Genomic DNA, 402 nt, shown 5'->3' with positions numbered 1-402 from the left:
TCGGGACCAACGGCGGTTTCTTCGTCATCGACCCGCGCGACGGCATCCCCGGCGAGCCCGCCGGCGCCGGCGTCTACCAAGGCGTGCAGCAGAGCGAAGCCACCACCGGCCGTCCGGCGTTGCTGCTGGGCGACCGCCCGTCGATCGGCGTCCCGCGCACCGCGGTCACCGTCGGCGGCCACCCGGTCAACGGCGTCAACCGCAAGCCGGGCGTCATCCGCAACTGCGGCGAGCCCGGCGACGTCCCCACCGACCGGCCGCTGCACGACACGACCTGCACCCACCCGGACGAGCTGGTGCTGTTCACGCCGCAGCTCGGCACCCCGACCCCGGCGGGCGACGGCGTCGAAGCCGTGCTCGACGCCCACGACGTCGTCATCGCGGTGCGCCCGGCGGGCGGCG

General features: G+C 75.6%; 1 pseudogene. It reads left to right on the top strand.

From position 1 onward, the window contains the following. Positions 1–402, top strand: a pseudogene (locus G3I65_RS01390) (hypothetical protein); the annotation flags it as partial.

The sequence above is a fragment of the Amycolatopsis sp. SID8362 genome, assembly GCF_010550475.1.
Lineage (GTDB): Bacteria > Actinomycetota > Actinomycetes > Mycobacteriales > Pseudonocardiaceae > Amycolatopsis > Amycolatopsis eburnea.
This window is presented reverse-complemented; position numbering and strand designations above follow the sequence as displayed.